The organism is Streptomyces sp. NPDC041135 (assembly GCF_055592085.1).
The window spans coordinates 1-5231 of record NZ_JBVIYZ010000075.1 but is presented as its reverse complement, the minus strand read 5'-3'; the positions used below and the strand labels follow the sequence as shown (position 1 = coordinate 5231).

Here is a 5231-nt window from a genome sequence, read left to right as displayed (position 1 = left end):
CGCTCGGTGCTATCACAGGCGGGCTCGCTTGCTCCGGCATGTTCCTCGTCTCGTCATCCCCCCCAGGAAGGCACCGACCAGACAGCCAGCACCTCCGAACCCTACCGAACGCCCGAACGCCCGAGCGTCGCTCGGGAGGCGCCGCCAAGCAGCCGGTCCAGAAGCATGCGGAAGAAGCTCGTGACCCACGGACGTACGCGCTCGCGGTCAGCCAACGTGACAATGCCACGCACTCCCCCACGATGTCGTCCACTTCCGGCCGGTCCCGCAACACCTCGGACGGGCACGGCGTCAACGGTGCGGCCAGGCCGTGGTCCTCGAACAGCGTCTCTTCGTACACCGTGATGCAGGCGATGTGACCCGGAAGCGCCCGTCACTGGCGGCGGAGGTGAGATCCAGGGCGAGTACACCACCCTCACCAGGAGCTACCCGTCGGCCGTCACTTCGTCCGGGCCGACGCAGTGGACGGTCGAAGGGCGAAACAACCAGTTGAGCAACGTCGGCGTCGCCGGCTACGCGGCGTGCGCCGATCCCATCGCCGACAACCAGTGGTCGACCTACAAGGTCAGCAAGAACCAGCCCTCGGGCGGGTTCCTGACCTGCCTGAACGGGCGACGGGTCACCAGCGGCGGCGCCGCCGCGAACACCCAGGAGTCGGCGCTCAGGGCGTCCCGGCCCGGTCTGACCGGTGAAGGAGCCGACCGCGACGGCTGGTGGGTCCAAGCCGGCAGCTTCTACGAGCCGATCGACGTGGACCTCTACGTCATGTGCAGCACCCGGTAGCAGCGGGCTCCGCTGCTCGATGCGCTCCACCCTCGTGGCAGGCACTGGATGAGGCGTCGGGGCCCGGTCGCCACGCAGCGGTGTCCGGCAAGGGGGGCCGCGCAGCGGCAGCCACCTCCCGCAGCACGCGCCGAGTGCGCAGCGCTCGCAGGGGCCGCGCAGCGACCGGCCCGGTGCCCCTGGCGCGTGGCAGGCGGCGGCCGGTCGCGCGCCCCGCCCCATCCACCCCGGAAAAGGGCTCTGCTGCGCACTGGTGCGCTCGCTGCGCCGTGGTGGCCTCCCGGAGGGCGTCCGAGCGGCGTCCGGGGCCCTCAGCGCGGCGCACAAGCGGCTCTCATGCAGCGGGCGATGCTGGCCGCAGATTCCCCTTTTGTGGATCCCTGTTGGCCGGTACCCCGTGCCATCCGCTCCGGCGGACTGAGGGGTGCCGGCTACCTTCCCACGCGGTGACACCGGAAGCGCCTTCACCCGTTGACCAGTCGAGCAGGCCCCGGGCGGTATCGGGTCGGCACGGGCGCCGGTATGGCACCGGGTGATGATGCGGTCGGCGCTGTCGAGCGCTCGACATCGGGCCCGGCGAGGAGCCCCGCCGCCCGTAGGGCGTTCGAGATCGCACCGCCAGTACCCCGCCGGTCCCGCAGCGGCGGGGCGCTTGTCCCCCGGCCGCGGGTGCGCAGGGCGCGGTGGTCCGCGTAGAGGGCGTGCGGCCGCGCGAAAGCCCGCCCCGCGGCTGCGGTACGACATGCGGCGTCAACCGTTCGGCCGCACCCTGAAGACCGGCCCCCTGATCGGATCGGCCCTGGGCCCGCAGTCACGGGGAGGGTCCCATGCTCGTCCTCGCACTCGTGATGCCGATCCTTATGATGGCGGCCCTGTTCGCCCTGGACGCCCTCGAAGACCTTCTCTTCCCGCTCCCCGACTCTGCGGACGACGAAAGCCGCACCACCGATGCGCAAGATCGCTCAACCGTAGAATGACGGGTATGGACATGCGGAGGGCCATCGAAGCCCTTGCGGAGGAAGCCGAACGGCTGATCCGTGATCAGGTCTGGGTCCTGACACCCACTGACCGAACCGTCGCGGCGAAGGCCGCCGCCGACCTGCACGCCGCCGTGGGCGCCCCGCAGACCCAGCAGACCCTGTCCGAGGTCGACCGGTTGGAGCACCTGCGGGAAGCACTCGCTGCTGTGGCCATCGCCCTCGCCCACGTTCATGGACGCCTGGCCTGGTTCCTGGGCGCAGCTGCCACCGCACTCACGCCAGTCCTTCACTGGCGCGCCGTGCCTGCCGGAGGCGGCCCCACCTTCGGTGCCGTTGCGCCGACTCCACAGCAGTACACGGAAGCCGAAGACGCGGTCCGCCGACTCCACAGCGCCCTGGCCAGCCTCAACACCGCCTGACCCCATCCCGCCGGGAAGCGTTGACCCGTTCGCCGACGCGGTCACCGGCTCCCCGGCCGCACCCCGCACGCTGCTGCTCGGCCGGTACAACGACGGGACTTCAGCACAACGGCCGCAGCACCACCCTCGCCCGGGCAGCCGGTACTGCGGCCGGCGGCCTGCTCACCGCGACGCTGGGCAGGCACCCGCGGCGATCCCGCTCTCCCCCACCATGGGTGCCGGGGCAGCGTCCACGCCGACGGCGCCTGTCCCTTCGCTCACCCAGGCCAGCGCGTACGCGTCCGCTCCTCGCTCGTCGGAGGCGGGGGTGGGGTCTTCGCTCATGGGGAACCTTCTGCTCGGCGTCGGGGGCGCCGCGCGGCCCGGGGACGGCGGCTGGCGGCAGCATGCCCGTGCAGAGCGGGTGCGGCGGCTGACCGCCTGGGTCTGGCCCGCAAGGCGGGAATAGACGGGGGGCATCGGACGGAACGTTCCGCTCGGCGGGACACGGCCCGTGGCCCGCGCTGGCGTGAGGGACCGACGAGAAGGGTGGGCGGCGCTCAGCGTCCGCTGTTCGTGCCCCGGCGGTGAGGCCGCTGCGAGGCGCGGGCAGGCCTGCGTCGAGGCGCGGCCGCGGCTTCCGCCGGACCGGTTGCAGCTGAGGAGAAGCCGCCTGGAACGCCCGTCCGGGCGGCCGGCCCTGACGCGGGAGGCTGTTCGCTGCCGCGCGTGGGTCTGGCCGCGCGGGCGACGACGGTGGTGTTCGCGAGCAGCGGGGCGCAGGCCGCGCAGACTTCTTCGATGTTCCAGACGCGGCCCACGGTGGGGTCGTGCCGCAGGATGAGGGTCACGGCGCCGGCGCAGTGTGTCCTGGTGTCCGGGTGTGCCTCGCAGCGCATGGAGCCGCAGTGGCACCAGGCGTGGGGGCGGGGGCTGGCGGCCTTCGCGTGGGCGGCGGCGTGCTGGGCGGCGAACCTGCGCAGGGCCGCCAGGTCCTTGGACTTCGCAGGCATCTTGCAGGCCGGGTTGGTGCAGGAGACGGTGGCGGAGCGGTCGGCGTAGCCGGTGAGGCGGACCGTCCAGGTCCGCCCCGGGACGCGCTCGATGGGGGTTGCAGGGTGCGCGGTCGTCACGCAGGGCCGTCCGTTCTTGAGGGAAGAGGTCCAGATTCAAGGTTCACTATGTGCCACCCGTCTGCCGTGAGGGCAAAGGGGATTGTCCCGCGGCCGGGTGCCCGCACGCGGCCGCGGTGCTGTCCCCGGCGGATGCCGCACCGGCGGCAGCGGCGTCGCCGCGGGCCCCGGACGCGGGCCGAGCAGGACCCTGAAGGTACCCCGCCCGCGCCCATGCCCGTCGCGCGAAACCGTCGGACGGACTCTGAGCCGTGATCATTCGCGCGTTGCTGCAGCGGTGATGCCGGCCTTCCTCAGCTTGCGAGCCAGGTGCTCCATCTCCGGAAGCGTCCCTTTGTACTCACCGGTCACCACACGACGGGCCACGGCCTTCGCCGTCGTCAGGTCGATACCGAGCTCAGCCCGCAGCACCCGCATCACCGCGACAACCGGGGCCGACGAACCGCTCACGCGCAGCCGCGCAGGTCCGTGCGGGAGAGCATCTGGTGCCGCCGCTCGCCCGGCACCGTGCCACCGCACACCGCTGCCGCACCTCCGCAGGCGGAACACGTTGCCTCGACGTCCCACCGCAAGCGGCCGCCGGCGAAGGCCTGCGTCCCCCGACACTCCATCTGCTCACCGCAGTCGGGACACACACCGACGTACGAGACGGATTCGACAACCATCTACTCCATGCCCACCCCCACCTCAGGCGAGATTAAGCGACGGACTCAACGGGCGGGCGGCCTGTGGCCGGGGCGGCCCGCCTCTGGCCCGCGGTCTGGGAGGGAGGGCAGCTTCCTCGGCAGCGCGGCTGCCGGGTGGGACAGGCTGTGGGCGTTCTCTCGATCTGGCTGTGGGCGAAGCTCGCCGTGCGGCGCAAGCACAGCACGGCACTGCCCCGGGCACCCGTGTCCCGCCGGGCGCGCCGCCCGCGCCCGGCCCCGAGCGCAGACAGGAGGCCCTATGTGACCGCCATACCCGAGGGTCGCGACTGGACCCGGATGAAGCGCGCCGACTTCGACGACTCCGCCCCGCTCAACCTGGTCGAGGCGGCCGTGTGTCGGCCGGTGCCCGCCGTGCCCGACGAGTGCGGGACCCAGGCACTGTTCGCCAGGGGAAGCAAGAGTTCTACGAGTACCTGACCGCACGGCGCGACGAGCTGGTGGACGCGGTGGCTCCGTGTTTGCACGCGCACCGTGCTGTACACACTGACGCGTCCGGGCCGACCGTGTGGCAGGAGGGCCCCTCACGGGCGAGTGCTAGTCGGCGGTACCGGCCGCTAGCTATGGTGGTGGACATGGGAAAGCAGACGAACATCCGACTGGACGAAGCCGTCAAGGCGGCCGCTGAGGAGCGGGCCAAGCGCCGGGGCCTGAGCTTGCAGGGGTATGTGGCTGATCTGATCGAGGCCGATGTGAACCAGTCCCGCGCGGCCTTCATGGCCGGCGCCTCATCGTTCCTAGCCGCCTACACCGATGTGTTCGACGCGGAAGTCGGTGAGGACCGGTACCCCGGCCTGCCGAGCACCCCGGCAGAGGCAGCACCGAGGGACGCTGCGTGAATCTCCGCATCGATCTCGCCTGGATCCTGGCAGTGGCCCAGCAGATTCCGGGCGATCCCCAGGTCGTCGACTACGGCGTCCCGGTCGCGGCGGAAGCCCGCCACCGGGCGGAGATCCTTGACCACGAGGTCTATCCCGAGCCTCATCACAAGGCCGCCGCGCTGCTGTGCGAGCTGGCGAGAAACCCGTGCCTTGAGATGCGGAACCTGCTGTTCGCCGCCACGGTGGCCGCGGCCTACCTGTCGGCGTGCGGGATGCCGGTGAGCGCCGGCCTGGACACCGTTCTCCCGCTGGCCCGGGCCGCCCGCGACGGGCTCCCGGTACGGGAGGTCGCCGCTCAGATCAAGACCTGGACGAGCTGACCCGAAGCGGTCGGCCGAAGCTCTACGAGTGT

General features: G+C 71.8%; 9 protein-coding genes. 6 read left to right on the top strand and 3 right to left on the bottom strand.

Annotated features, from left to right (window positions below):
* Window positions 1–489 precede the first annotated feature (489 nt).
* The 3 genes from ACZ6CZ_RS37585 (at window position 490) to ACZ6CZ_RS37575 (ending at window position 2182) form a co-directional block, all read left to right on the top strand.
* Window positions 490–783, top strand: a complete 294-nt coding sequence (locus tag ACZ6CZ_RS37585; protein WP_469030529.1) for a hypothetical protein — start codon at window positions 490–492, stop codon at window positions 781–783.
* A gap of 827 nt (window positions 784–1610) precedes the next feature.
* Window positions 1611–1760, top strand: coding sequence for a hypothetical protein (locus tag ACZ6CZ_RS37580; RefSeq protein ID WP_469030526.1), 150 nt, complete (start codon window positions 1611–1613; stop codon window positions 1758–1760).
* Between the two features lie 5 nt (window positions 1761–1765).
* The gene (locus tag ACZ6CZ_RS37575; protein WP_469030524.1) at window positions 1766–2182 is read left to right on the top strand and encodes a hypothetical protein; all 417 of its coding nucleotides are present in this window, start codon (window positions 1766–1768) and stop codon (window positions 2180–2182) included.
* 162 nt (window positions 2183–2344) lie between these two features.
* On the opposite strand, the gene ACZ6CZ_RS37570 is transcribed toward ACZ6CZ_RS37575, so the two are convergent.
* The 3 genes from ACZ6CZ_RS37570 to ACZ6CZ_RS37560 form a co-directional block, all read right to left on the bottom strand.
* On the bottom strand, window positions 2345–2506 hold the full coding sequence (locus ACZ6CZ_RS37570; RefSeq protein WP_469030521.1) for a hypothetical protein: 162 nt from the start codon (window positions 2504–2506) through the stop codon (window positions 2345–2347).
* A gap of 215 nt (window positions 2507–2721) precedes the next feature.
* Entirely contained in the window at window positions 2722–3294 is a 573-nt protein-coding gene (locus ACZ6CZ_RS37565) for a hypothetical protein (RefSeq protein ID WP_469030519.1), read from the bottom strand.
* A 255-nt stretch (window positions 3295–3549) separates the two neighbouring features.
* Window positions 3550–3744 carry a hypothetical protein gene (locus ACZ6CZ_RS37560; RefSeq protein WP_469030516.1) on the bottom strand — a complete coding sequence of 65 codons (195 nt, stop codon included), beginning with the start codon at window positions 3742–3744 and terminating at the stop codon, window positions 3550–3552.
* A 497-nt stretch (window positions 3745–4241) separates the two neighbouring features.
* Between ACZ6CZ_RS37560 and ACZ6CZ_RS37555 the strand changes: the two genes are divergently transcribed.
* The 3 genes from ACZ6CZ_RS37555 (at window position 4242) to ACZ6CZ_RS37545 (ending at window position 5199) form a co-directional block, all read left to right on the top strand.
* Window positions 4242–4418: a hypothetical protein gene (locus tag ACZ6CZ_RS37555; RefSeq protein ID WP_469030514.1), complete on the top strand. Its 177-nt coding sequence runs from the start codon at window positions 4242–4244 to the stop codon at window positions 4416–4418.
* Window positions 4419–4573: 155 nt separating this feature from the next.
* Window positions 4574–4837 carry a hypothetical protein gene (locus tag ACZ6CZ_RS37550; protein ID WP_469030510.1) on the top strand — a complete coding sequence of 88 codons (264 nt, stop codon included), beginning with the start codon at window positions 4574–4576 and terminating at the stop codon, window positions 4835–4837.
* Window positions 4834–5199, top strand: a complete 366-nt coding sequence (locus ACZ6CZ_RS37545) for a hypothetical protein (RefSeq protein ID WP_469030509.1) — start codon at window positions 4834–4836, stop codon at window positions 5197–5199. The genes ACZ6CZ_RS37550 and ACZ6CZ_RS37545 overlap by 4 nt, the downstream gene beginning before the upstream one ends.
* The last annotated feature ends 32 nt before the right edge of the window (window positions 5200–5231 follow it).

Excerpts from the sequence above, each read along its gene's own strand:
- ACZ6CZ_RS37575 (WP_469030524.1), top strand. The coding sequence starts at position 1,766 with ATGGACATGCGGAGGGCCATCGAAGCCCTTGCGGAGGAAGCCGAACGG.
- ACZ6CZ_RS37570 (WP_469030521.1), bottom strand. The coding sequence starts at position 2,506 with ATGAGCGAAGACCCCACCCCCGCCTCCGACGAGCGAGGAGCGGACGCG.
- ACZ6CZ_RS37550 (WP_469030510.1), top strand. The coding sequence starts at position 4,574 with ATGGGAAAGCAGACGAACATCCGACTGGACGAAGCCGTCAAGGCGGCC.
- ACZ6CZ_RS37580 (WP_469030526.1), top strand. The coding sequence starts at position 1,611 with ATGCTCGTCCTCGCACTCGTGATGCCGATCCTTATGATGGCGGCCCTG.